General features: G+C 73.5%; 22 protein-coding genes and 1 riboswitch. Of the genes, 7 read left to right on the top strand and 15 right to left on the bottom strand.

What is annotated here, in order from left to right:
* Nucleotides 1-132 precede the first annotated feature (132 nt).
* Together UQW22_RS03155 and UQW22_RS03150 are read right to left on the bottom strand one after the other, a co-directional pair.
* A complete protein-coding gene (locus tag UQW22_RS03155) occupies nt 133-1,149 on the bottom strand; it encodes an alpha/beta hydrolase (protein ID WP_407319389.1) in 1,017 nt (338 codons plus the stop codon).
* A gap of 14 nt (nt 1,150-1,163) precedes the next feature.
* Nucleotides 1,164-2,129 (bottom strand): LppM family (lipo)protein, encoded by a 966-nt coding sequence (locus UQW22_RS03150; RefSeq protein ID WP_407319388.1) that lies wholly within the window; start codon nt 2,127-2,129, stop codon nt 1,164-1,166.
* Nucleotides 2,130-2,277: 148 nt separating this feature from the next.
* Here UQW22_RS03150 and clpB point away from each other — a divergent pair, with 148 nt between their 5' ends.
* A complete protein-coding gene (gene clpB, locus UQW22_RS03145; protein ID WP_407319387.1) occupies nt 2,278-4,932 on the top strand; it encodes an ATP-dependent chaperone ClpB in 2,655 nt (884 codons plus the stop codon).
* Between the two features lie 35 nt (nt 4,933-4,967).
* Here the strand turns inward: clpB and UQW22_RS03140 are convergent, their stop codons facing one another.
* The 9 genes from UQW22_RS03140 to UQW22_RS03100 all read right to left on the bottom strand — a co-directional run bounded on the left by UQW22_RS03140 (nt 4,968) and on the right by UQW22_RS03100 (nt 13,017).
* A complete protein-coding gene (locus tag UQW22_RS03140; protein WP_407319386.1) occupies nt 4,968-5,627 on the bottom strand; it encodes a response regulator in 660 nt (219 codons plus the stop codon).
* The gene (locus UQW22_RS03135; RefSeq protein WP_407319385.1) at nt 5,624-6,940 is read right to left on the bottom strand and encodes a sensor histidine kinase; all 1,317 of its coding nucleotides are present in this window, start codon (nt 6,938-6,940) and stop codon (nt 5,624-5,626) included. Before UQW22_RS03135 ends, UQW22_RS03140 begins: the two co-directional genes overlap by 4 nt.
* 33 nt (nt 6,941-6,973) lie before the next feature.
* Nucleotides 6,974-7,846 (bottom strand): hypothetical protein, encoded by an 873-nt coding sequence (locus tag UQW22_RS03130; protein ID WP_407319384.1) that lies wholly within the window; start codon nt 7,844-7,846, stop codon nt 6,974-6,976.
* Nucleotides 7,846-8,559, bottom strand: coding sequence for an ABC transporter ATP-binding protein (locus UQW22_RS03125; RefSeq protein ID WP_407319383.1), 714 nt, complete (start codon nt 8,557-8,559; stop codon nt 7,846-7,848). The genes UQW22_RS03130 and UQW22_RS03125 overlap by 1 nt, the downstream gene beginning before the upstream one ends.
* 189 nt (nt 8,560-8,748) lie before the next feature.
* Nucleotides 8,749-9,609, bottom strand: a complete 861-nt coding sequence (locus tag UQW22_RS03120; protein ID WP_407319382.1) for a C40 family peptidase — start codon at nt 9,607-9,609, stop codon at nt 8,749-8,751.
* Nucleotide 9,610: 1 nt separating this feature from the next.
* Nucleotides 9,611-9,760: riboswitch (cyclic di-AMP (ydaO/yuaA leader) on the bottom strand.
* 313 nt (nt 9,761-10,073) lie between these two features.
* Nucleotides 10,074-10,808 (bottom strand): septum formation family protein, encoded by a 735-nt coding sequence (locus tag UQW22_RS03115; RefSeq protein WP_407319381.1) that lies wholly within the window; start codon nt 10,806-10,808, stop codon nt 10,074-10,076.
* Between the two features lie 10 nt (nt 10,809-10,818).
* Complete coding sequence (locus UQW22_RS03110; RefSeq protein WP_407319380.1) at nt 10,819-11,637, bottom strand: exodeoxyribonuclease III; 819 nt, start codon at nt 11,635-11,637, stop codon at nt 10,819-10,821.
* Between the two features lie 23 nt (nt 11,638-11,660).
* Nucleotides 11,661-12,467 carry a MerR family transcriptional regulator gene (locus UQW22_RS03105; protein ID WP_407319379.1) on the bottom strand — a complete coding sequence of 269 codons (807 nt, stop codon included), beginning with the start codon at nt 12,465-12,467 and terminating at the stop codon, nt 11,661-11,663.
* A gap of 43 nt (nt 12,468-12,510) precedes the next feature.
* Nucleotides 12,511-13,017, bottom strand: a complete 507-nt coding sequence (locus tag UQW22_RS03100) for a VOC family protein (protein ID WP_407319378.1) — start codon at nt 13,015-13,017, stop codon at nt 12,511-12,513.
* 117 nt (nt 13,018-13,134) lie between these two features.
* Here UQW22_RS03100 and UQW22_RS03095 point away from each other — a divergent pair, with 117 nt between their 5' ends.
* Nucleotides 13,135-13,908, top strand: a complete 774-nt coding sequence (locus UQW22_RS03095) for an SDR family NAD(P)-dependent oxidoreductase (protein ID WP_407319377.1) — start codon at nt 13,135-13,137, stop codon at nt 13,906-13,908.
* Nucleotides 13,909-13,915: 7 nt separating this feature from the next.
* Here the strand turns inward: UQW22_RS03095 and UQW22_RS03090 are convergent, their stop codons facing one another.
* The 3 genes from UQW22_RS03090 to UQW22_RS03080 form a co-directional block, all read right to left on the bottom strand.
* Nucleotides 13,916-14,938 (bottom strand): TetR/AcrR family transcriptional regulator, encoded by a 1,023-nt coding sequence (locus UQW22_RS03090; RefSeq protein ID WP_407319376.1) that lies wholly within the window; start codon nt 14,936-14,938, stop codon nt 13,916-13,918.
* A gap of 63 nt (nt 14,939-15,001) precedes the next feature.
* Nucleotides 15,002-15,820, bottom strand: a complete 819-nt coding sequence (locus tag UQW22_RS03085) for an ABC transporter permease (protein ID WP_407319375.1) — start codon at nt 15,818-15,820, stop codon at nt 15,002-15,004.
* Entirely contained in the window at nt 15,817-16,800 is a 984-nt protein-coding gene (locus tag UQW22_RS03080) for an ATP-binding cassette domain-containing protein (protein WP_407319374.1), read from the bottom strand. The genes UQW22_RS03085 and UQW22_RS03080 overlap by 4 nt, the downstream gene beginning before the upstream one ends.
* 116 nt (nt 16,801-16,916) lie before the next feature.
* Here UQW22_RS03080 and pyrE point away from each other — a divergent pair, with 116 nt between their 5' ends.
* Nucleotides 16,917-17,495 (top strand): orotate phosphoribosyltransferase, encoded by a 579-nt coding sequence (gene pyrE / locus UQW22_RS03075; protein WP_407319373.1) that lies wholly within the window; start codon nt 16,917-16,919, stop codon nt 17,493-17,495.
* Nucleotides 17,492-18,277, top strand: a complete 786-nt coding sequence (locus UQW22_RS03070) for a hypothetical protein (protein ID WP_407319372.1) — start codon at nt 17,492-17,494, stop codon at nt 18,275-18,277. Before pyrE ends, UQW22_RS03070 begins: the two co-directional genes overlap by 4 nt.
* Before the next feature lie 19 nt (nt 18,278-18,296).
* Here UQW22_RS03070 and UQW22_RS03065 read toward each other — a convergent pair whose 3' ends face one another.
* Nucleotides 18,297-19,073, bottom strand: a complete 777-nt coding sequence (locus tag UQW22_RS03065; RefSeq protein WP_407319371.1) for an HAD-IIA family hydrolase — start codon at nt 19,071-19,073, stop codon at nt 18,297-18,299.
* A 50-nt stretch (nt 19,074-19,123) separates the two neighbouring features.
* On the opposite strand from UQW22_RS03065, the gene UQW22_RS03060 reads away from it, so the two are divergent.
* From UQW22_RS03060 to fbaA, 3 genes are all read left to right on the top strand, one after another.
* Complete coding sequence (locus tag UQW22_RS03060) at nt 19,124-20,095, top strand: DUF368 domain-containing protein (protein ID WP_407319370.1); 972 nt, start codon at nt 19,124-19,126, stop codon at nt 20,093-20,095.
* Nucleotides 20,088-20,741, top strand: coding sequence for a TrmH family RNA methyltransferase (locus UQW22_RS03055; protein WP_407319369.1), 654 nt, complete (start codon nt 20,088-20,090; stop codon nt 20,739-20,741). The genes UQW22_RS03060 and UQW22_RS03055 overlap by 8 nt, the downstream gene beginning before the upstream one ends.
* Nucleotides 20,742-20,901: 160 nt before the next feature.
* Nucleotides 20,902-21,921, top strand: a complete 1,020-nt coding sequence (gene fbaA / locus UQW22_RS03050; protein ID WP_407319368.1) for a class II fructose-bisphosphate aldolase — start codon at nt 20,902-20,904, stop codon at nt 21,919-21,921.
* Nucleotides 21,922-21,965: the final 44 nt, after the last annotated feature.

Genomic DNA, 21,965 nt, shown 5'->3' with positions numbered 1-21,965 from the left:
GGGCTAGCGGGAATCAGACACGACGGTGGCCCCTTTTGCCGATGTCGGTAGTTCGTGTCGAGGTCGGCAGTGCGCACTGCCGACCTCGACACGAACTACCGACATCGGCAAAACGGCTTGCCGGGAGTCGGCTCAGACCGAGGCGTCGAGCCAGCCGACGACGGCGTCCAGGAACTCGTCGCGGGCCGGCGCGGGGGAGAGCGCCAGGTCGTGGGCCCCGCCGTGGATCGTCATGTAGCTGACGTCGTCGCCGAGCACCGGGGCCACCGCGCGCATGTGCTCCACGTCCAGCACGCTGTCGGTGGTGAGGTGCTCGTCGCGGCTGGACCGGTCGGAGGAGAGCACGAGCACCGGGACGTCCAGGTCGAGCCCGCGGGCGAGCCGCCGCTGGGATCGCAGCACGGACCGCAGCCACGCCGCGCGCACAGCGAAGGGCTCGTGCCACTTCCATGCCGGGTCGAACTCCCACTCGCCGCCGTGCTCGGCGTGCAGCGCGAGGGCGTAGTCCGCGACGAGGTGGCTCACGACGGCTCGCGGAGCCACGGGCGCGACGGCCTCCACCATCGCCGTCGCCGCCCAGCGGGTGGCGGTCGGCTTGTTGAGCAGGAACCAGGGGCTGTTGAGCACCACGGCGTCGGTCCGGCCCGGCCGCGCCGCGGCCCACAGCGGGACGACCAGGCCGCCCGTGGAGTGACCCTGGGCGATCAGCCGCTCGTGCCCGGCGTCCCGGACGACGGCGGCGGCCGCGTCCAGGTCCTGCGCGTAGACGGCGATGTCCCGCACCTGGTTCGGGTCGTGCCCGGCGGCCACGTGCGCGTCCCAGGAGCGTCCGTGCCCGCGCAGGTCGAGGGCGTAGAACGCGTACCCCGCGGCGGCGAACCGCCGGGCGACGTGCGGGTGGAAGAAGTAGTCCACGAACCCGTGGACCGCGAGGACCGCACCGCGTGCCGGCCGGCCGTCGGGCGCGACCGAGGGCGTGTACCGCACGAGGGTGGCCTCGGCGCCGGCGGGCAGCGGAAGGGTGCGGGCCTCGAACCCGTCGCCCAGCAGGTCAGGGCGCCAGTCTGTCGGCCCGGCGGTCTGCCCCGTGGTCGGCCCCGCGTCCGTCGAGGAGGAGGGCGGGTTCGCGTGGCCGGGTGGGGGTGTCATCCCGCCGAGCCTACTCAGCGGGTCTCGTCCGGGCGCCCGTCGTCGGGTGCACCCGGGGCGTCCGGCCGGTCCGGCGCCGGGTGCGGTGGCTCCGTCGGCTGCGGGGAGGCGAGCGGCGGCCGGCCCGGCGTGGCGACAGGCGGCTGACCCAGCGGCGGCGCGGGCTGGGGCTGCGTGCCGCCCGGCGTGTACGGGTTCGGCACCGGCGTCCCACCGGGAGAGGCGGCGTCGCCCGTCGCGCCCGTGGCGGTCGTCGCGGTCGGGGTGCCGGTCCTCTCCGCGGTCTCGGACCGGCGGTTGCTGCGCACCACGAGGAAGACGACGAGCGCGATGACGGCGAGGCCGACGACGACGCCGACGACCCACCACGGGAAGCCGCCCCCGAGGCCGCCGCTGCTGGCCTCGCCGCGCGCGAAGATCTCGGTGCTCTCGCCCATCGCGGGCCGCCACTCGACGGTGCTGCCCTCCACGGTGCCGTTCGTCTCGACGACCTCGCCGGGGAAGGTGACGGCGATGCGCACGTCGAAGCTGTCGGCGACGCCGGGGGGCAGCGAGCTCATCTGACCGGTGTCGTCGGTCATGTCCATCGTGCCCTGGACCACGTACTCGTCCCCGTCGCGCGTGATCGACAGCTCGTCGGTCCCGGTGCCGGAGAGCTCCTCCAGCGGCATGTCGGCGAACGTGACCGTCGTGCCGGTGTACTCGCCGTCGGCGTAGGGCTCCTGGGACGAACCCTCCGGCAGGTCGCTGGCGACCTCGTCACCGGCCTGGTCCCACAGCTCCTGCGGGTCCATGCCCATGGTCTCGGCGAGCTGGTCCGAGAACGCCACCGTCATCGCCCCCGAGACGGTGTCGTCCTCGGAGAGGTTCAGGTCCATGTCGAGCTTCATGCACCCGGCGAGGGCGAGCAGCCCCACGGCAGCGAGCACGGCGACGACGGCGGCGCGGAGGCGGCGACGGCCTCGGGTCGATGTCTGCACGGGTCCAGCATCCCCCAGGACGCCGGCCACGGCACCTGCTGCGGCGGGTGCTCCGACGAGGGTCGTGCGAAGCAAGGTTGAGTGGAATAGACTCAACTTTGCGGAGGTTGATCCCAGCGGACCAACCCTGAGCGGAACCGGAGGATCCATGGACACCAAGTTCACGACGATGTCGCAGCAGGCCATCGGCGACGCCGTCCAGTCGGCGTCGGCGGCCGGCAACCCCCAGCTCGAGCCGGCCCACCTGCTCGCCGCCCTGCTGCAGCAGACGGGCGGCGTCGCCGTCGGGCTGCTGGAGGCCGTGGGCGCGAACTCGCAGCAGGTCGGCCAGAAGGTGCGTGCCGCCCTCGTCGCCCTGCCCACCGTCACCGGCGACGGCGTCGCCCAGCCCTCGCCGTCGCGGGCCATGCAGGCCGTCCTGACCGGAGCCGCCCAGGAGGCCGAGGCGCTCGGCGACGAGTACGTCTCGACCGAGCACCTGCTCATCGCGACCGCCACCGGGCAGTCCGCCGCCGCGCAGGCGCTGACGGCCGCAGGCGCCACCGCCGACGCCCTGCGCACCGCCCTGCCCGCCGTGCGCGGCTCCGGCCGCGTCACGAGCCCGAACCCGGAGGGGACGTACAAGGCGCTCGAGCAGTACGGCACCGACCTCACGGCCCAGGCGCGCGACGGCCGGCTCGACCCGGTCATCGGCCGCGACGCCGAGATCCGCCGCGTCGTGCAGGTGCTGTCGCGCCGCACCAAGAACAACCCGGTGCTTATCGGCGAGCCCGGCGTCGGCAAGACCGCCGTCGTCGAGGGCCTCGCCCAGCGCATCGTCGCCGGGGACGTGCCCACCTCGCTGCAGGGCAAGCGGCTCGTCGCGCTCGACCTCGCCGGCATGGTGGCGGGCGCCAAGTACCGTGGCGAGTTCGAGGAGCGCCTCAAGGCCGTCCTCGAGGAGATCGCCTCCTCCGACGGCGAGGTCGTCACCTTCATCGACGAGCTGCACACCGTCGTCGGGGCAGGGGCCGGTTCCGAGGGGGCCATGGATGCCGGCAACATGCTCAAGCCCATGCTCGCCCGGGGCGAGCTGCGGATGGTGGGCGCGACCACGCTCGACGAGTTCCGGGAGAACATCGAGAAGGACCCGGCCCTCGAGCGCCGCTTCCAGCAGGTGTTCGTCGGCGAGCCGTCCGTCGAGGACACCGTCGCGATCCTGCGCGGGCTCAAGGAGCGGTACGAGGCGCACCACAAGGTCACCATCGCCGACTCCGCCCTCGTGGCGGCCGCGGCGCTGTCCGACCGGTACATCACCGGCCGTCAGCTCCCCGACAAGGCGATCGACCTCGTCGACGAGGCCGCCAGCCGGCTGCGCATGGAGATGGACTCCTCGCCGGTCGAGATCGACGAGCTCCAGCGGGCCGTCACCCGCCTCGAGATGGAGGAGGTCGTCCTCAAGGACAACGAGGGCTCGGCCGACGCCGCGTCGCGCGCCCGGCTCGAGAAGCTGCGTGCCGACCTCGCGGACCGCCGCGAGGAGCTGGCCGCCCTGACCGCCCGCTGGGAGTCGGAGAAGGCCGGCCACAACCGTGTCGGCGACCTGCGCGCCCGCATCGACGAGCTGCGCACCGAGGCGGACAGGCTGCAGCGCGACGGCGACCTCGAGGCCGCCGCCCGGCTGCTGTACGGGGAGATCCCGTCCGTGGAGCGTGAGCTCGCCGACGCGGAGCAGGCCGAGGCCGACGCCGTCGCCGCGGACGTCGTCGCCGCGGAGACCGACGAGGGGGGCACGCAGCGGGAGGCGCCGATGATCGCCGACAAGGTCGGCGCCGACGAGATCGCCGAGGTGGTCTCCGCCTGGACCGGCATCCCCGCCGGGCGGATGCTGCAGGGCGAGACCGAGAAGCTCCTCGACATGGAGGACGTGCTGGGTCAGCGGCTCATCGGGCAGACCGGCGCCGTGCGGGCCGTGTCGGACGCCGTCCGTCGCTCGCGGGCCGGCGTCGCCGACCCCGACCGCCCGACCGGCTCGTTCCTGTTCCTGGGTCCCACCGGTGTCGGCAAGACCGAGCTCGCCAAGTCGCTCGCGGAGTTCCTCTTCGACGACGAGCGGGCGATGGTCCGCGTCGACATGTCCGAGTACTCGGAGAAGCACAGCGTCGCCCGCCTGGTCGGCGCCCCGCCGGGGTACGTCGGTTACGAGGAGGGTGGCCAGCTCACCGAGGCCGTCCGCCGTCGGCCCTACTCCGTGGTGCTGCTCGACGAGGTGGAGAAGGCCCACCCCGAGGTCTTCGACATCCTCCTGCAGGTGCTCGACGACGGCCGTCTGACCGACGGCCAGGGCCGCACCGTCGACTTCCGCAACACCATCCTGGTGCTGACGTCGAACCTGGGTTCGCAGTTCCTCGTGGACCCGACGCTCGACGACGCCACGAAGCGGGAGAACGTCCTCACGGCCGTGCGGACGGCGTTCAAGCCGGAGTTCCTCAACCGGCTCGACGACGTCGTCGTCTTCGACGCGCTCTCGCTCGCCGAGCTGGGGCGGATCGTGGACCTGCAGGTCGCCGCGTTCGCGGCACGGCTCGCGGACCGGCAGATCACGCTGTCGGTGACCGACGCCGCCCGCGAGTGGCTGGCCCTGGAGGGGTTCGACCCCGCGTACGGCGCGCGGCCGCTGCGGCGCCTGGTGCAGCGGGAGATCGGCGACCGGCTCGCCCGGCAGCTGCTGTCCGGGGACGTGGCCGACGGCGACCGGGTCGTCGTCGACCGCGACCCGGAGGGCGCGGGGCTGACCGTCGCCCCCGAGGTGCTCAACGCCTGATCGCGGACCATCCGTGGCGCGTCGGCGCCGGCCGCTCAGCGCCCGGCGGCCGCGACGCCGTGCTCGAACGCCCACACGACGAGCTGCACACGGTCACGGGTGCCGGTCTTCGTCATGATCCGGCCCAGGTGCGACTTCACCGTGCTGGCCTCGAGGACGAGCGCGGCGGCGATCTCCGCGTTCGACGAGCCCCGGCAGAGCCGGGCGACGATCTCGTGCTCGCGCGCCGTGAGCAGGCTCGCCGCGTCCGTGTCCCGGGCGGCGGGCGCGCGGCGGCGGGCGAACTCGTCGATGACCCGGCGGGTCAGCGAGGAGTCCACCAGCCCGTCGCCGGACGCCACGCGGCGGACCGCGTCGACCAGGACCTCCGGTTCGGCGTCCTTGAGAAGGAATCCGCTGGCGCCCGCCTCGAGCGCGCCGAACACGTAGTCGTCGAGGTCGAACGTGCTCACCACGAGCACGGGGACGGCGTCGGCGACGCCCGGCCCGGCGAGCGCGCGCGTCGCCGTGATGCCGTCGCCGCCGGGCATGCGTACGTCCATGCAGACGACGTCGGGACGCAGCTCGCGGGCGACCTCGATCGCCCGCGTGCCGCTCGACGCCTCGCCGACGACGTCGATCCCCTCGCTGCCCAGGATCACCGCGAACCCGGCACGCACGACCGCCTGGTCGTCCACCAGCACGACCCGGGTCACGACGCCCCCTGCCCGGCGACCGGGACCGCGAGCCGTACCCGCCACGCGCCGTCGGGCGTGGTGCCGGCCTCCAGGCTGCCGCCGACCAGCGCGGCACGCTCCGTCATGCCGATGACGCCGTGCCCCGGTGTCGCAGTTCTCGGCCGGTCGTCGGACCGGCCGGCGACCCCGCTGCCCACCGCGACCCGGTTGCGCACGGTGAGCACCAGCTCGGCCGGCCGGTGGTCGAGCACGACGCCCACGGGCTGTCCCGGCGCGTGCCGGCGCGCGTTCGCGAGCGACTCCTGCAGGACGCGGTAGACGGTGCGCTGGGCGTTCGCCGGGAGCTCGGCCGCTCGCCCCCGCACCTCGTGGCGGATCTCGGTCCCTGTCGACCGGGCGAGCTCGAGGAGCGCCGGCAGGTCGTCGAGCACGGGCTGCGGGGCGTCCCCGTCCCGGGCGTCCCGGGCGTCGTGGCCCGTCGGACCGTCGTCGGAGCGCAGGAGCCCGACGACGAGGCGCAGGTCGTCCAGCGTCGACCGTCCCTGGGCGCGGATCCAGCGCAGCGACTCGCGGGCCCGGTCCGGGTCCGTCCCGACGAGGCGTTCCGCCGCGGCCGCCTGCACCACGATCCCCGACAGGTGGTGCGCGGCGACGTCGTGCAGCTCGCGGGCCATGCGTCCGCGCTCCTCGAGCACCGCCTGGGCGGCTCGGGCCTCGCGTTCCCGCTCGGCCTGGGTCACCCGCTCGCGCAGCTGCGCCTCGAGTTCGCGACGCGTACCGACGTACGCCCCGACGAGGGCGGCGGCGACGTACGCCAGCACCGCCGAGAGCAGCCCGGTCCAGAGCTGGGACGCGACGGTGCCGGCGCCCGGCACCTGGGCCGGCAGCGGACCGGTGAGCGCGAAGGCGAGCAGGGTCTGGACGACGCCGGCTCCGGCCGCGACCCAGGGCGCCACGCGCCGTGGGACGTAGGCGCCGACCGAGTAGGCCGCCACGAGGGTGGCAGGCGTCTGGAAGGACATCAGCGGGGGCAGCACCGCCACGAGGGCGACCTGACCTGCCGTGGTGAGGACCAGGCACAGCAGCGGCGACCGACGACGCACCGTCAGCAGCGTCGCCTGCCCGAGGATGACGGCGACCACCGCGAGGCGGGCGCCGGCCGGGCGTTCACCGACGGCGTCCTGGGCGACCAGGGGGAGCACCTCGTCGATCGTGACCTGCTCGACCACGAGGAACAGCGCGACGGTCATCACCCCGACCGCGGCGCCCAGGAGGGCGTCGCGGCGCAGGGTGGTCGTGGCGGCGAGACGCGCGCGCAGAGAGCCGATCACCGGTGCTGCCTCCCGTCGGTCGCTGCGCCGAGGCTACGTCAGGTCCCGGCGCCGGAACATCACCGCGCCGCCGCCGAGCACGACGACGACCCAGACGGCGAGGCCGGCCAGGGCTGCTCCTGCCCCGAACGCGGCGCTCCCGCCCAGGAGGCCGGACGCCCCCTGGCCCGTGGACGCGAGCGACCCGAGCGTCAGCGGCAGCCACGACATCGCCGACGACGTCCCACCGGAGAGCAGCGCCACGGTCGCCTGGACGAGCGGCTCGACGAACGCCGCCCCCACGACGACGACGATCGCCGCCACCTGGCCGCGGACGAGCACGCCCACGCCGAGGCCGAGCCACGCGAGCGCGACCAGCACGCACAGCCCGCGCACCCAGGTGGCCAGGGCGTCGGCGCCGCTGATCGCGAGCCCGGCCCCCGGCGTCGTCGCGATCGCCACGGCGAGACCCAGTGCGCCGACGACCGCGAGGGCGACACCGATCACCAGCGCAGCGACCGCCGTCGCACCGGCCTTGCCGAGCAGCACCCGGGCGCGGGACGGGACGACGAGAGCGGTCGGGACGACGCCACCGGTGCGGAAGTCCGTGGTCCCCGCGAGCACGCCGAGGATCAGCAGGCAGAGCGTCGCGACCCCGACCGACCCCGCCCCGGAGGGTCCGTTGCCCAGCAGGTCGAGCATGCCGCGCTGGACGGAGGCGGAACCGAGGTCGGTCATCGCGGTCAGGTCGGGCACCAGGTCGGTGGCGATCTCGGACGACGTGCCGCCGAGGCCACCGAGGCGGTCGGCCAGGCGAGGCAGGAGGAGGGTCGTGGACTGGACGAGCACGGCGCCGGCGACGGCGACGATGCCGACCACCCACGGGGCACGGGTGGAACGCAGCTTGAGCAGCTCAGCGAGGAACATCAACGCACTCCTTCGGTCGCAGCGGTGAGGTCGAGGTAGACGTCCTCGAGGGGGTTGTCCCGGGCCAGCTCGTCGAGCGGGCCGGCCGTGATGACCCGGCCCTGGCCGAGCACCACGACGTCGTCGGCCACCTGCGTCACCTCGGAGAGCACGTGGCTGGCGAGCAGCACCGCGCCGCCGTCGTCCGCGAACCCGCGCAGGAGCTCGCGCAGCCAGCGCATGCCGGCCGGGTCGAGACCGTTGGCGGGCTCGTCGAGGACGAGGATCGCCGGGTCGCCGAGGAGGGCGGCGGCGAGACCCAGCCGCTGGCGCATGCCGAGCGAGTAGGTCCGCACGCGGCGGTCCGCGGCCGGCGTCATCCCGACGAGCGCCAGGACGTCGTCGACCCTGCGCCCGGGCAGGTCTGCGGCCAGCGCGAGGATGCGCAGGTGGTCGCGGCCGGTCCGGCCCGGGTGCAGACCGCCGGCGTCGAGCAGGGCGCCCACCGTGCGGGCGGGGTCGTCGAGGTCGCCGTAGCGGCGACCCTGGACGAGCGCCTGGCCGGCGGTCGGCGCGGCCAGGCCGAGCAGGACGTGCAGCGTGGTCGTCTTGCCGGCGCCGTTCGGGCCGAGGAGCCCGACGACGCGTCCCGGCTCGACGGTGAAGCCGACGTCGTGGACGGCGTCGAACGGGCCGTACGACTTGCGCAGTCCCGTGATCTGGATGGCGGGCACGTGTTCCCCTCTCGTGGAGCGCGCCGGTGGCGGCGCGACGTATCCAGCCTGTCCGGTGCGACGTCGTCGTCGCTTCCGGCGGGAGGGGGAACCTGGGTTACGACCTTTGGTGGAACGCCGAACAGGAACCTGGGCCCGCATTCACGGAGGAATACGGGCCCAGGTTCCTGTTCGGCGGTGCGGGTGGTGTCAGATGCGGACGAACGTCGGGTTGTCCTGCCACATCCTGCGCTTCACGACGCCGACGCCCGGGCGGGCCGACTCGATGATCTTGCCGTTGCCGGCGTAGATCGAGACGTGGCCGGGCGTGTAGACGATGTCTCCCGGTCGGGCGTTGCTGCGCGAGACCTTCTTGCCGGCGTTGCGCTGCCCCGACGTCGTGCGCGGCAGCTTCTTGCCGGTGGCCTTCTGGTAGACGTACGAGGTGAAGCCCGAGCAGTCGAAGCCCGACGACGGGCGGGTGCCGCCGTACGTGTACCGGTGGCCGACGTAGCGGTTGGCCACCTTGACGACCTTCGCGCCGCCGGTCTGCTTCGCCTTCATCGTGATGGTGCGGTAGCGCTTGGCCTTGACCAGGCCCGTGGACCGGGCCGGGACCACGGTCAGGCGGATCCGGTTCTTGCCGACGTCGTAGCGCTTCAGGACCGGCTTCATGCGCACGATGCCGTTCTTGTTGAGCTTCTTGACGTTGACCTTCTTGCCGTCGACGAAGAGGCGGACGCGGCCCTTGACCGGCTCGCCGTGCTTGGTGGCGTGGACGGTGAAGCGGGGGCGGGTCTTGCCCTTGCCCTGCTTCGCGACCTTGCGGGACACGGAGACCTTGACGGCAGGCTTGGTCTTCTTGGCAGCGACGATGCTCTGCCCGGCGGTCGACAGGGTGGTCGGCGTGGCCGAGGCCGTCGTGGACGGGGCGGCCGAGGCCGTGGCGGCACCGGCGACGAGGGTCCCGCCCGCGAGCGCGGCGGAGAGCGTGATCGCGACGACGGAGCGTCGCAGGCGCGGTGCGCCGGCGTCCTGCGGGCGCGCAGGGCTGTGCTGGGTGATGGACATGGGTACCTCTCCAGCCTGCGAGATGAGCTGTCGGATGAGGCCGAGAAGTGATGGCCCGCCGTCGTGGGACGGCTTAACCCCGAGGTCGGAACGAGTCCGGCCGAAGAACGTGGTTCTCCCGCTGCTGCCGTGGGTTCGGTGATGCCGGACCACCGGCAGCACTGGGCTTGTGGTCCGACCGTTCACCCCGGAGACGGGGTGACCCGGGCACGCTAGCCCGCGCCGGCAACAGATCACAATCAGGTCACGGTGCGTTCTCGGGGCTCTTCGCGGAGAACTTGTGAAGGAGTCCGGCCGCCGGTGCATGCCGGATTCTTCGGCCCCATCGGTTCTTGCCGGGGCAGAACAGGTCAGAGCGACCGGGTGAAATTCCGGGATCGCCGGATCCTTGCGGAGGTCGGACGGGCCCGCGCAAGGCGTTCACGCAGGTCGCGCGGCGACCTTCACATCTCTCGTGACGGCGGTCACTCCAGGAGGGTCCCCGTGCGCGGTGCGTCCCCGGCGGCGAGGCACAGGCCGGCACGGTCGCCCTCCTCCCAGGACTGCTCGCTCGGCGTCCACACGACCCACCTCAGGTCGTCCCCGGCGCCCGCCTCCTCGGCCTGCGGGCCCAGCAGCTCCGGACCGCACGCGCGGGACGCGCGAGCGGTCAGGGTCTCGGCGCCCGGCCAGATCTCGTCAGCGGCCGAGTCGTGGCGGCCGAGGACCTGCGCGACGTGCCCGTCCCCGCACGGCACCACCTCGACGGTCGCGACGGCGGACCCCTCCGGCAGCACGGCCACGCACGACCCGAGGACGAGCTGCACGGCGTTGACCTGCCGCGGCTCGTCGACGTCCGCCGCCACGGGCGCCCAGGCCTGCTCGTGCGCCCGGTCCACCGCCCACGCGCCGCCGGCGGCCACGGCGACCACCAGGACGATCACGCCCAGCACGGAGACCACCCACGCCCGGGCCCGACGCCGCGCCGCCGCGCGCTCCGCCGCGGTCGGGCCGCCCGGGGCGCCCCACCGGGCACCGAAGGCGGCCGGGTCGTCGGCAGCCACGCCGGGGACCTGCTCCGGCGCGGACGCCGCGCGCGCGGGCGGCCCGCCGGGTCCTGGCATCCCGACGTCGGCCGGGACGCGGTCCGGCGCGGGGCCCGTCCCCGGACCGGGGGAGACGAACTGCGGGTCCTCGGGACGGTCGGGCACGTCGGTCATGGGCACCAACCTATCGGCGCGACGGCGAGGGGTCGGCGAGGTCGAGGACCACGGGGACGTGGTCGCTCGCACCCTTGCCCTTGCGCTCGTCGCGGTCGATCGTCACCGCGCGGACCCGCTCGCGCAGGGCCGGCGAGGCGTAGGCGAAGTCGATCCGCAGCCCCTTGTTCCGCGGGAAGGCGAGCTGCTGGTAGTCCCAGTACGTGTACGTGTGCTCGGCGGGCACGTGCTCCCGGGTCACCTCGGTGTACCCGACGTCCTCAAAGGCTGCGAAGGCAGCGCGCTCCGCCGGCGAGACGTGCGTGTGCCCGTCGAACGCCGCCGGGTCCCAGACGTCGGTGTCGCGCGGGATGACGTTCCAGTCGCCGAGGAGCGCGACGGGAGCCGAGCGGTCCGCCGCGAGCCAGCTCGCGGCGTCGGCCCGCAGACCCTCGAGCCAGGCGAGCTTGTACGGGTAGTGGGGGTCGGTCAAGGACCGGCCGTGCGGCACGTAGAGGGACCACACGCGCACCCCGCCGCACGTCGCCCCGAGGGCGCGGGCCTCCACGCGGGGCTCCTGGTCGGGCTTGCCGAACGCCGGCTGGCCGACGAACGACGACTCGACGTCCGCCAGTCCCACCCGCGACACGATCGCGACACCGTTCCACTGGTGGTAGCCGGTGTGGGCGACCTCGTAGCCGGCCGCCTCGAAGGCGGCGAGAGGCACCTGGTCGTCCCGGCACTTCGTCTCCTGGATGGCGAGCACGTCGGTGCCCGAGCGTTCCAGGAAGGCCAGCACCCGGTCCAGCCGGGTCCGCAGGGAGTTGACGTTCCACGTGGCGATCCGCACGGGCGCCACGGTACCGGCGACCGTCAGTCCCACGTGGCGGTGTCCGGGTCGACGCCGTGCGCCCGGGCGTTCGCGTCGACCACCTCGCGCAGCCATGCGGTCAGGCCGGGCCGGCGCGCGTCGTGGTGGGCGGCGAAGTCGGCGTCGTCGGCGTACATGCGCCCGATCAGCACGTGCCGGCCGTGGGTGACGTCGAAGTAGGCGCCGAGCGACGCGCGGTGCCGCTCGGCGAGCGCGTCCGCCTCGTCGCCGCCGGGAACGACGCCCCGGCCCATGGCGTCGGAGAGCGCGGCGAGGGTCGCGTCGGCCTCCGCCGCGATCTCCCGCCACTCCTCGGCGGTACGCTCTGCCGCCCGCTCGGCGAACTGCGCCCACTGGTCGGTGTCGCCCCACCGTTCCCGAGCCCCGGCCGCCCACGACGGCTGCCACTCGTCGCCGAACAGTGCGACCTGGTCCTCGGGCGACAGCAGGACGCCGCGCTCGCGTGCCTCGATCAGGCGGTCGAGGGCGCCGACCGCCTGCTCCAGGCGGTGCAGGCGCTCGCGGACCAGCTCCCGCTGGCGGCGCAGGGACGCATCCGCACCCGCCGGGGCGTCGAGCAGCGAGCCGATCTCGTCGAGAGGTACGTCGAGCTCGCGGTACAGGACCACGCGGTGCGCGTGTGCCATGTCCGCCGCCGTGTAGAGACGGTAGCCGGCGGACGTGCGCGAGGACGGCTGCACCAGGCCGACCGCGTCCCAGTGGTGCAGCGTGCGCACGGTGACGCCGACGGCGCGGGCCGCGGCGCCGACGGTCAGACCGCCGGCGCCGGTGTGGTGTCGGGACGGCATGGCGTCCAGTGTGCCCAGCTCCTCGGCGGTGGCGCCCGACGGGTCAGCCCTCAGGGCCGAAGCCCAGCTCGTCACGCACGTGCTGTGCCTCCGCGCTCGACGCGTCCCAGGGGCGGGCGGCGGTCATGACCACCCGGGTCCGCTCCGGCGTCACGACCACCAGGTCGACGGTGCCCCAGGGCTGCAGGTCAGGGCCGGTCGTGGAGCCCGGCACGAGCTCCTCGCACGCGACAGCGATCTCGTCCACCTGGTCCAGTACGCACGAGAAGCTCACGCTCAGCGGAACCGGCCCGGTCGCCGGCGGGGCGGGCACGAGCAGGACGTCCTGGAAAGCCCAGCGTCGCAGGTGCACCAACGTGCCCGGCGCGGAGAAGAGCTCGAAGAAGCCGAGGCCGCGCACCCAGAACTCGGTCGTCGCGTCCAGGTCGTCGGTCGGCACGGTGACGAACATGGGCATGCCGTAGATGCCGCGGAAGAGCTCGGGCGCCTGCACACCGGGAAAGGGCTGCGGCACGGGGCTGACGGAGAAGGCGGGGAAGGTGTCGGTCATGCGGCCAGCCTCAGGCCTGACGTCGCGTGAGGGTCAAGGCCGCGGGGCCCGCGCCTGCTCGCGGGCACCCGACCGGTCGGGTGCCCGGCGATGCACGGGACCCTCTAGAGTGCGGTCATGGGAACCGCGCTCGTCACCGGTGCTACCGCTGGCCTCGGACTGGAGTTCGCCTGGCAGCTCGCCACCGCGCGCCACGACCTCGTGCTCGTGGCCCGCACCACCGAGCGCCTCGACCAGGTGGCGGGACAGATCCGCGCCGCCGCCGGCGTGCAGGTGGAGGTCCTGGCGGCGGACCTGTCCGTGCCCGACGACGTCGCCCGGGTCGCCGAGCGCCTGGCGGTGACGGGGGACGAGCCGGACGACGGACGGCGCCCCGTCGGGCTGCTGGTCAACAACGCCGGGTTCGCCACGGCTCAACGGTTCGTCGGCGGGGCCGTCGGGGCCGAGCTGCGGGCGGTGGACGTGATGGTCCGCGCCGTCGTCCAGCTCACGCACGCCGCCGTCGGGCAGATGACCTCCCGGGGGCGCGGCGCCGTCCTCAACGTGGCATCGGTGGCGGCGCTGACCACGGGTGGCACCTACGCGGCCGCCAAGGCCTACGTGCGGTCGTTCACCGAGGGGCTCACCGTCGACCTGCGGGGCACCGGGGTCACGGCCACCGTGCTGTGCCCCGGCTTCGTGCGCACGGAGTTCCACGAGCGCGCCGGGCTCGACACAGCGTCCATCCCGTCGGCCGGCTGGCTGGACGCTCCGACGGTGGTGGCGCAGGCGCTCGCCGACGTCCGCCGCGGCGTCGTCATCTCGACGCCGTCCCTGCGGTACAAGGCGGGGTCGGCGCTGCTGAGGATCCTCCCGCGCCCTGCCGTCCGGGCGATCGGCCACTACCGCTGACGGGGCCTCAGTCCCGGGCCGCGCGCTCCGCGGCCAGGCGCGCCGCCTCGGCCTCGGCCCGGCGGGCCACCTGCTCGGCCTTCTCCAGCTCGCGCAGCCACTTGCGGGCCTCCCGCACCTTCCGCTCGGCCTCCTTGCGCTTCGTCGCAGCCTTCTTGACCTTCGCGTCCGAGGCGTAGGCGTGCACGACGGCGGTGGCCTCGGCGGTCACGACGTCGTCGGGCGGCTCGTGCGCCGGACCGGTGCTGTCGGAGGTCCCGTCCCCACCGGCGTGCCGCGCGATGAACGCAGCCACGCCGTCGAGGGTGCGTTCGAGACCCCAGGCGACGTCGTCGACCTCGTCGACCTCGTCGAGCTCGGGGACCTCGGGGACGTACGTGCCCCGCTCGACGAGGGGACGCAGGTACGGGAAGCGGACCTCGTCGACGAGCACGCGCAGCGTGTCGGCGATGCCGTTCGCGTCGTACGTGCCGTCGGTCTGGTCGGCGGCGCGCAGCAGGTCCCGGCCGAGCAGTGCGGCGTTGCGCGTGTAGCCGTTGACCAGCAGGATCGCGGCGACCTTCTCTCCGTCGGCGAGCGCCGTGGAGCGCAGCGCACGCAGGCCGGCGTCGGCGGCGCGGAGGTTGTTCGGGGTCATGGGCGCCCCGGTGATCGGGATGTCCAGGACCCAGGGGTGGTTGCGGTAGAGCGCCAGCGTGAACAGTGCCCACTCGCGCAGCTCGGCCCGCCACTCGGCGGGTTCGTGCGCGGGCGGGAACTCGACGTCGAACGCGACCTCCTGCATGAGCAGCAGCAGGTCGTCCTTGCTGGTGACGTACCGGTACAGCGACATCGTGGTGAAGCCGAGGCTCTTGGCCACGCGAGCCATCGAGACGCCGGCCAGTCCCTCGGCGTCGGCGATCTCGACGGCGGCCTCGACGATCCGCTCGGTGCTCAGCTCGCGCCGGGGGACCTTCTCGGGGCGTTCGGCGACCCCCCAGGCGAGCGCGAGGCGAGGTGGCAGCTCGGGCACGTCCGTCGCGTCGATCATGTGCCCATCATCCCCGACCGGTCGTCGTTGCCGCGCCGGGGACGTCGTCGTGGCCTTGCACGGTCAGCGTGCGGTGCGCCGACCGTAGAGCACCGACCCGCTGACGAGGCTCGCCAGGAGGAACGCGAGGAGCCAGGCGAGCGCGGTGAGGAGCGTGGCGGCCTCGAGCGTGCCCATGAGCAGGCCGCGCACGGTCTCGATGATCGAGGTGAACGGCTGGTGCTCGGCGAAGCCGTGCAACCAGTCGGGCATGGTCTCCACCGGCACGAACCCGGAGCTGAGGTAGGGGATGAAGAGGAAGATCATGTTGACGGACTGCGAGCTGTCGACGCTCAGCACCAGGCCGAGCACGGTGCTGATCCAGGTGAAGGTCACGACGGCGAGCGCCGCGAAGCCGAGGAACCCGATCCAGCCGGCCGGTCCGGCGTCGGGCCGGAACCCGAGCGCGAGCGCGGCGAGCACGACGACGACGGCGGACGCGAGGTTCCGCACGACGCTGGCGATGACGTGGCCCCACAGGACCGCCGGGGAGAAGATCGGCAGCGTCTTGAAGCGGTCGATGGTGCCTGTGCTCATGTCCTGGGCGACGCCGACGGCGGCCGTCGCGGAGTTCATGCCGAGGCACATGATGAGCACGCCGGGGACCACGTAGTCGATGTAGTCGCCGCTGCCGCCGCTGATCGCGCCGCCGAAGATGACGACGAAGACGACCATGATCAGCACGGGCAGGGCGAACGCGGTGATGAGCCCGTCGACGGAGCGCAGGCTGCGGCGCGCCTCCCGCCGCGCCATCGTGGCGACGTCGCGCAGCGGGGCGCCGCGGGCCCTGGAGGGCCGGAGGGTCGAGGGGGTGGACGGTCGGGCCTGGACGGTGGTGGTCATGACTGCTTCTCCGGTGCGGTGGGGGTGCGCGGGTGGTGGCCGGGTTCGGTCAGGGCGAGGAAGACGTCGTCGAGCGTCGGCTTGACGACGCTCACGCCGGAGACGGCGAGGCCGCCGGCGTCGGCCCGCTCGAGCACGTCACGGATCGTCCGGACGGGCTCGGTGCTGGCGATGGTCAGAGCGAGGGACTTGTGGTCCGTCTCGGCGCCGTCGACGCCGGGCAGGTCGGCGAGGGCGAGGTCCCGGGCGGTGGCGAGGCTCGTCGCGTCGTCGAACGTCACGCGCACGTGCTCGCCGGAGACCAGGGTCTTGAGCTGGGTGGCGGTGCCGCGGGCGGCGATCCGGCCGTCGGCGAGCACGGCGATGGTGTCGGCGAGCCGGTCGGCCTCCTCCAGGTACTGGGTGGTGAGCAGGATCGTCGTGCCGTCGGCCGCCAGGGTGCGCACCACCTCCCACAGCTGCGCGCGGGACGCCGGGTCGAGCCCGGTGGTCGGCTCGTCGAGGACGAGGACCTCCGGGTCGGCCACCAGGCTGATCGCCAGGTCGAGCCGGCGTCGCATCCCGCCGGAGTACGTCGACACCTTGCGGCGGGCGGCGTCGACGAGGTCGAAGCGTTCCAGCACCTCGGCCGCCCGACGGCGGACGGCGCGCCGGGGGAGGTGGGCGAGGTCGGCCATCATGACGAGGTTCTCCTCGCCGGTCTGGAACTCGTCGACCGACGCGTACTGCCCGGTCAGGGAGATGCTGCGCCGCACGGTGGTGGCCTGACGCACGACGTCGGCGCCGGCGATGACGGCGGTGCCGCCGTCGGGGCGCACGAGCGTGGTGAGGATGTTCACGGTGGTGGTCTTGCCCGCGCCGTTGGGGCCGAGCAGGGCGAAGATCTCGCCGCGCCTGACGTCGAGGTCGACGTCGCGCAGGACCTGGTGCTGCCCGTAGGCCTTGCGCAGCCCGCGGACCTCGATCATCGGGTCGTTCATGGCGACTCCTTTGTGTGTGTATGGCACACACGAGCGTATGGCATACACGATGCGTAGGCAATACACATCCGCCCGCGGGTGCCCTCCGGCGCGGTCGCCCCGGCTACCCTGGTGCCGTGACTTCCGCCGACTTCTCTCCCACCCCCCGCGAACAGCTGCTCGAGCTCGTCAAGGAGCTCGCCGTCGTGCACGGGAAGGTGACGCTGTCGTCCGGCAAGGAGGCCGACTACTACGTCGACCTGCGCCGGATCACGCTGCACCATCGCGCCGCGCCGCTGGTCGGGCACGTGCTGCTGGACCACCTGGAGGAGGTCGGGCTCGGCACGGCCGAGGTCGACGCCGTCGGCGGCCTCACGCTCGGTGCCGACCCGATCGCCGACGCGCTCCTGCACGCCGCGGCGTCGCGCGGGCAGGAGCTCGACGCGTTCGTCGTGCGCAAGTCCGCCAAGACCCACGGCATGCAGCGGCAGATCGAGGGACCGGACGTCGCCGGCCGTCGCGTCGTCGTCCTGGAGGACACCACCACGACGGGCGGCTCGCCCATCACCGCCATCGAGGCGCTGCGCGCCGCGGGTGCCGAGGTGCTCGGCTGCGCCACGATCGTCGACCGCGCCACGGGCGCGGGGGAGAAGATCGAGGCTCTCGGGGTGCCGTACCACCACCTCTTCGGCCTGGCCGACCTCGGTCTGGCGTGAGCTCGGCACGTCGCCCCGGGTTCGCGCCGTTCGCGGCCCCGCTCCTGGTCTCCGTCGCGGGCGGCGTCCTCGTCGTGCTCGGCCTCGTCGAGACGTGGGTCGTCGTCGCGGCCGGGATGCTCGTGGCCGTCGCCGTCGGGTGGTGGTATCAGCGCGCGCTGCGCCGCTGGCATGTCCGCAGCGCCGAGGAGCTCGCGGCCCTCGAGGCCACCGGACGGTGGACCGCGTACAGCCTGCCGGACCGGCCGGACGCGCCGGACGAGGCGCGGTCGTTCCCGAAGCGCGCACCTCTCGACACCACGGTCGGGCACACGTACGGCCAGCTGCTGGCCGCTCGCGCGGACCGTCGGCAGGTGTGGAGCCTCGAGCTGGGGGTGCAGCGGCGCTCCGTCGGCACCTCGCACGACGGGCGCCCGGCCGAGCCGATGACCTCGTCCGACCCCTTCCACGTCGTGCTGACGCACCTGGACCGCGGGTTCGGGCAGGTGGACGTCCGGGCGCCCGGGCCGGCCGACCGGTGGCGCCCGGACGTCGAGGTGGGAGTGCCCGGCTTCGACGAGAAGTTCGTCGTCCGCAGCGAGAGCGAGCGCACGGCCCGCCAGTGGCTGGCGTCGGGCACCGGCGCGGAGCTGGCCCGCGAAGGCGCCGGGGTGCTGCACGGCGGGACGCTGAGGCTCGACGGGCGCACGCTCCTGTGGTGGCGCGCGGGCCACGCCGACCTCGACGTGCTCGACGACGTCGCCCAGGTCGTCGGACGGGCCGCCTCGTACCTGCCGCGGTGAGCGCCCGCGCAGCGGTGCCTCAGACGCGGGCGACGAGGTCCGCGATCGAGTCGACCACGTGCGAGGGTCGGAACGGGTGGTGGTCCACCTCGTCCTTCGCCGTGGAGCCCGTGAGCACCAGGAACGTCTCCAGGCCCGCCTCGATGCCGGCGACGACGTCGGTGTCCATGCGGTCGCCCACCATCGCCGTCGTCTCCGAGTGCGCGTCGATCCGGTTGAGCGCCGAGCGGAACATCATCGGGTTCGGCTTGCCGACGTAGTACGGGGAACGTCCCGTCGCGGCCGTGATCATCGCCGCGACCGCGCCGGTGGCGGGCAGCGGCCCCTCGGTGGACGGGCCGGTCGTGTCCGGGTTCGTCGCGATGAACCGCGCCCCGCCCTTGATGAGGCGGATCGCCTTGGTGATCGCCTCGAACGAGTACGTGCGGGTCTCGCCGAGCACCACGTAGTCGGGGTCGGTCTCCGTGAGCGTGTACCCGGCGGCGTGCAGGGCCGTCGTCAGGCCCGCCTCGCCGATGGCGTACGCCGACCCGCCCGGCACCTGGTCGGCGAGGAACTTCGCGGTCGCCAGGGCCGACGTCCAGATCGCCTCCTCCGGCACCTCGAGCCCGGAGCGGGCCAGCCGGGCCGACAGGTCGCGCGCCGTGAAGATCGAGTTGTTGGTCAGCACCAGGAAGGGTCGTCCCGCGTCGCGCAGCGCCGCGATGAACTCCGCCGCGCCGGGGATCGCCTGTCCCTCGTGCACGAGGACGCCGTCCATGTCCGTCAGCCAGCACTCGATCGTCCGTCCGCTCATGCGCACACGCTATCGCCAGCGGCGCCCGTCGGGGTCGTAGGCTTCGCAGCGTGACCGACGAGCCTCAGGACACGACCCACTCCGGCGCCGTGCGTCGCCACGCCGCGCCCTCGCAAGGCACGTCCTGGCGAGCCGCGCCGGGCCTCGCCGTCCGCGGCGGGCTGGTGGGCATGGCCGAGTCGGTCCCAGGCATCTCCGGGGGCACCGTCGCGCTGGTGACCGGCCTGTACGACCGTCTCCTGGGTGCCGCGAGCCAGGTGGTGCACGTCGGGCGTGAGCTGGTGCAGGGGATCGCCCAGGGGCGTGGCCTGCGCCCGGCGGCCCGTGCGGTGCGCGCTGTCGACGGTCGGTTCCTGCTGCCGGTCCTCGTGGGGATGGCCGTGGTCCTGCTCGTCTCGTTGAGCACCATCGCCCCGCTGCTGGAGGAGAACCCCGTCCCGGTGCGGTCGGTGTTCTTCGGCATGATCGCCGTCTCCGTGATCGTGCCGCTGCGCATGATGCCGGACCGGTTCCGCCTCCAGGACCTCGGGCTCCTCCTGGCAGCCGCGGTCGTGGGGTTCTTCCTGGTCGGGCTGCCGCCCGCCGGTGTGACCGACCCGTCGCTCTGGTACGTCGCCGGGGGTGCGGCGATCGCCATCAACGCGCTGGTGCTGCCCGGGGTGTCGGGGTCGACGCTGCTGGTGGTGCTCGGTCTGTACATCCCGGTCCAGCAGGCCGTGGAGGACCGCGACCTGGCGTTCGTCGGGGCGTTCGCGGCCGGCGCGATCATCGGGCTCGCCTCCTTCGTCAAGCTCCTGCACTGGCTGCTCGACCACCGCCGGCAGGTCACGATGGCCGTGCTCGCAGGTCTCATGATCGGCTCCCTGCGGGCGCTGTGGCCCTGGCAGGACGCCGAGGGCGGCCTGCTCGCGCCACCCGACGGCGGGGCCGCCGTCGGGCCGCTCATGCTCGCCGTCGCGGGTGCCGCCGTCGTCGGCGCGGCGATCTGGTGGGAGGCCGTGCGGAGCGACGAGCATGCGTGACGCCGGCGCCGGCGGCGCGGAGGTCGGTGCCGAGGAGGTCGGCGTCGGCCCGTGGCCGGGCGAGCCGCCGGACGACCCCCGCTACGACCCGGAGCTGCTCGCCCAGGGCGACCGCCGCAACGTCGCCGACCGGTACCGGTACTGGACGGTCGAGGCGGTCCGCGCCGACCTCGATGCCCGTCGGCCGCCGGACCGGTTCCTGCACGTCGCCATCGAGAACTGGGCGCACGACCTCAACATCGGTTCGGTGGTGCGCACGGCCAACGCCTTCAACGTCGCCGGGGTGCACGTCGTGGGCCGACGGCGGTGGAACCGCCGCGGAGCGATGGTCACCGACCGCTACCTGCACGTGCACCACCACCCGGACGCGGAGGCGTTCGCCGCGTGGGCGGCCGGCGTCGACGGCGGTGCCGGGCTGCCCGTCGTGGGGGTGGACAACGTGCCGGGCTCCGTCCCCCTGGAGCACCGAGCGCTGCCCGCCCGGTGCGTGCTGCTGTTCGGCCAGGAGTCCAGCGGGCTGACGCCCGAGGCCCAGGCGGAGTGCGACGTCGTCGTCCACATCACGCAGCACGGCTCCACACGCTCGCTGAACGCCGGCGCGGCGGCCGCCATCGCGATGCACACCTGGGCGCTGCAGCACGTGTGACCGCGGCGACCGTCTCGCTCTGCGGGCCCGGATGTGACGCCCATGACCCGGTCGTGAGAAAATCTGGATGCATGTGGGCCCAGGAGGCCGCCAGCCACCAGCGAGGGTGTGTCGCCGCCCGCCTGCGTTCCTCGTACGTTCCCTCATTGGAGTACCGCAGATGCCTATCGCAACCCCCGAGGTCTACGCCGAGATGATCGACCGGGCGAAGGCCGGCAAGTTCGCCTACCCCGCCGTCAACATCACGTCGTCGCAGACCGTCACCGCCGCGCTCCAGGGCTTCGCCGAGGCGGAGTCGGACGGCATCATCCAGGTCTCCGTGGGCGGCGGCGAGTACGCCTCGGGCGCCACGATCAAGGACCGCGTCACCGGCTCGCTGGCCCTCGCCGCGTACGCCGCCGAGGTCGCGAAGAACTACCCCGTCAACATCGCGATCCACACCGACCACTGCGTCAAGAAGAACCTCGAGTCCTGGGTCCGTCCGCTGCTCGCCCTCGAGGCGGAGCAGGTCAAGGCCGGCAAGAACCCGACCTTCCAGTCGCACATGTTCGACGGCTCGGACATCCCGCTGGAGGAGAACCTCGTCATCGCCGAGGAGCTGCTCGAGCTCTCGCAGGCCGCGCGCACCATCCTCGAGGTCGAGATCGGCGTCGTCGGTGGCGAGGAGGACGGCCACGAGGCCGAGATCAACGAGAAGCTGTACACGACGGTCGAGGACGGTCTCGCCACGGTCCGCGCCCTCGGCGCCGGTGAGAAGGGCCGCTACCTGACGGCGCTCACGTTCGGCAACGTGCACGGCGTCTACAAGCCGGGTGCCGTCAAGCTGCGTCCGGAGATCCTCGCGGAGATCCAGCAGGCCGTCGGTGCCGAGATCGGCAAGGAGAACCCGTTCGACCTCGTGTTCCACGGTGGTTCGGGCTCCACGGCCGAGGAGGTCGCCACGGCGGTCGACAACGGCGTCATCAAGATGAACATCGACACGGACACTCAGTACGCGTTCTCGCGTCCCGTCGCCGGTCACTTCTTCACGAACTACGACGGCGTCCTGAAGGTGGACGGCGAGGTCGGCAACAAGAAGGCCTACGACCCGCGCGCCTGGGGCAAGCTGGCCGAGGCCGGCATGGCCGCCCGCATCGTCGAGGCCTGCCAGTGGCTGCGCTCGGCCGGCCACAAGATGTGATCGTCGCCTGATGTGCGCAGTGCCCCTCCACCGTGACGGTCGAG

This window comes from Isoptericola halotolerans (assembly GCF_045689585.1).
Lineage (GTDB): Bacteria > Actinomycetota > Actinomycetes > Actinomycetales > Cellulomonadaceae > Isoptericola > Isoptericola halotolerans_B.
The sequence above is the reverse complement of the archived record's forward strand: the minus strand, read 5'-3'. Positions and strand labels throughout refer to the sequence as shown.

Bases quoted from the DNA above. Each gene is read 5' to 3' on its own strand.
- UQW22_RS03115 (WP_407319381.1), bottom strand. From the start codon at position 10,808: ATGACCGACGTGCCCGACCGTCCCGAGGACCCGCAGTTCGTCTCCCCC.
- UQW22_RS03100 (WP_407319378.1), bottom strand. From the start codon at position 13,017: ATGACCGACACCTTCCCCGCCTTCTCCGTCAGCCCCGTGCCGCAGCCC.
- UQW22_RS03105 (WP_407319379.1), bottom strand. From the start codon at position 12,467: ATGCCGTCCCGACACCACACCGGCGCCGGCGGTCTGACCGTCGGCGCC.
- fbaA (WP_407319368.1), top strand. From the start codon at position 20,902: ATGCCTATCGCAACCCCCGAGGTCTACGCCGAGATGATCGACCGGGCG.
- UQW22_RS03155 (WP_407319389.1), bottom strand. From the start codon at position 1,149: ATGACACCCCCACCCGGCCACGCGAACCCGCCCTCCTCCTCGACGGAC.
- UQW22_RS03120 (WP_407319382.1), bottom strand. From the start codon at position 9,609: ATGTCCATCACCCAGCACAGCCCTGCGCGCCCGCAGGACGCCGGCGCA.
- UQW22_RS03095 (WP_407319377.1), top strand. From the start codon at position 13,135: ATGGGAACCGCGCTCGTCACCGGTGCTACCGCTGGCCTCGGACTGGAG.
- UQW22_RS03055 (WP_407319369.1), top strand. From the start codon at position 20,088: ATGCGTGACGCCGGCGCCGGCGGCGCGGAGGTCGGTGCCGAGGAGGTC.
- UQW22_RS03130 (WP_407319384.1), bottom strand. From the start codon at position 7,846: ATGTTCCTCGCTGAGCTGCTCAAGCTGCGTTCCACCCGTGCCCCGTGG.
- UQW22_RS03080 (WP_407319374.1), bottom strand. From the start codon at position 16,800: ATGAACGACCCGATGATCGAGGTCCGCGGGCTGCGCAAGGCCTACGGG.
- UQW22_RS03065 (WP_407319371.1), bottom strand. From the start codon at position 19,073: ATGAGCGGACGGACGATCGAGTGCTGGCTGACGGACATGGACGGCGTC.
- UQW22_RS03085 (WP_407319375.1), bottom strand. From the start codon at position 15,820: ATGACCACCACCGTCCAGGCCCGACCGTCCACCCCCTCGACCCTCCGG.
- clpB (WP_407319387.1), top strand. From the start codon at position 2,278: ATGGACACCAAGTTCACGACGATGTCGCAGCAGGCCATCGGCGACGCC.
- UQW22_RS03090 (WP_407319376.1), bottom strand. From the start codon at position 14,938: ATGATCGACGCGACGGACGTGCCCGAGCTGCCACCTCGCCTCGCGCTC.